The sequence below is a fragment of the Bifidobacterium pullorum subsp. saeculare genome, from assembly GCF_016899725.1.
GTDB classification, from domain to species: Bacteria; Actinomycetota; Actinomycetes; order Actinomycetales; family Bifidobacteriaceae; genus Bifidobacterium; species Bifidobacterium pullorum_C.
This window is the reverse complement of the sequence record NZ_JACLYU010000055.1, coordinates 1-996: the sequence shown is the minus strand read 5'-3', so window position 1 is coordinate 996 and position 996 is coordinate 1. Positions and strand designations below refer to the sequence as shown.

Here is a 996-nt window from a genome sequence, read left to right as displayed (position 1 = left end):
GGTTGTCCGTGTTGCGGAAGCCGTGGGCCATGCGGATGGTGACCTTGATCTTGTTGTTGAACGCTTCGATCCTGGCGTTGGAATAGCCGAGCCTGATGGTTGTGAGGATGTCGTCGCGGCGTCTGCGGATCTTCCCGCATGGTTCGACGATCTCGGGGATGCGGCAGCGGGACGCCCAGCCGATCCATCGTTTGAGTTCCGCTTCGGCCCGTTCGACGGGCTGGCGCAGGAGCGTGCGCAGGAGTTCCTTGAGCTGCCACGAGCGGTAGAGCTGGCCCTTGGGATCCCGCGTCGGCGAGTGTGGCGAGGGCCGTGGATTGGCGTTCGGTCAGGTCGCCGGGGTTCCTGAGCACGGCGTATTTGACGCCGCGCATCGCCTCGGTCGCCGTTTTGTTCCCGTCGCGCCTGGCCTGGTTCCACAACCGTTTCCCGACCCGGTCGAGCGCGTCGGTCATCCAGGAGACGATGCGGAACGAGTCGAGCACGCGTTCGGCGTTCGGGCAGCGCTCGGCCACGGACGAGTCGATCCATCTGGCCCCGTCGCCGGTCACGATCCGGATCGACGCGCGCTGCTCCGGCGTCAATTGTCGGAAGAACAGGTCGAGGACCTGTCTGCCGTGCCCGTCGTGCGCCCGGATCACGCGTCCGCGCCCGTGGTCGACGATGACGGTGATGTACGCGTGGCCCTTCCTGCGGCTGGTCTCGTCCACACCGATCGCGTGCAACCCGTCGAACATGCGCGGCATCGAGGACTCCAGCCGGCCGGCGACCCGTCTGGCGATGTCGCCGGCGGTCCTCCACGCGATATGCGGGAAACCGCCCACGGTCTTCCGGCTGGCGGCCGTCATCGGCCATGCGCACTCGGATTCGAGGTCGCGGGTGAACCGGCTGCCCGGCTCGGCCCACGGCACCCGGGAGACCACCACGCCGTGCAGACGGCATTCCACTCGCGGGACCGGGCCGGAAAGCTCGACGCGGAAGCAACCGAAGTCCTGG

Annotated in this window: 1 protein-coding gene and 1 pseudogene; both read right to left on the bottom strand. The window is 67.7% G+C overall.

Annotated features, from left to right (window positions below; genetic code table 11):
- The coding region (locus H7U32_RS10990) for a transposase (protein ID WP_275051240.1) at window positions 1-229 on the bottom strand (229 nt) is incomplete at its 3' end.
- Between the two features lie 118 nt (window positions 230-347).
- Window positions 348-737, bottom strand: a pseudogene (locus tag H7U32_RS10985) (ISL3 family transposase); the annotation flags it as partial.
- Between the last annotated feature and the right edge of the window lie 259 nt (window positions 738-996).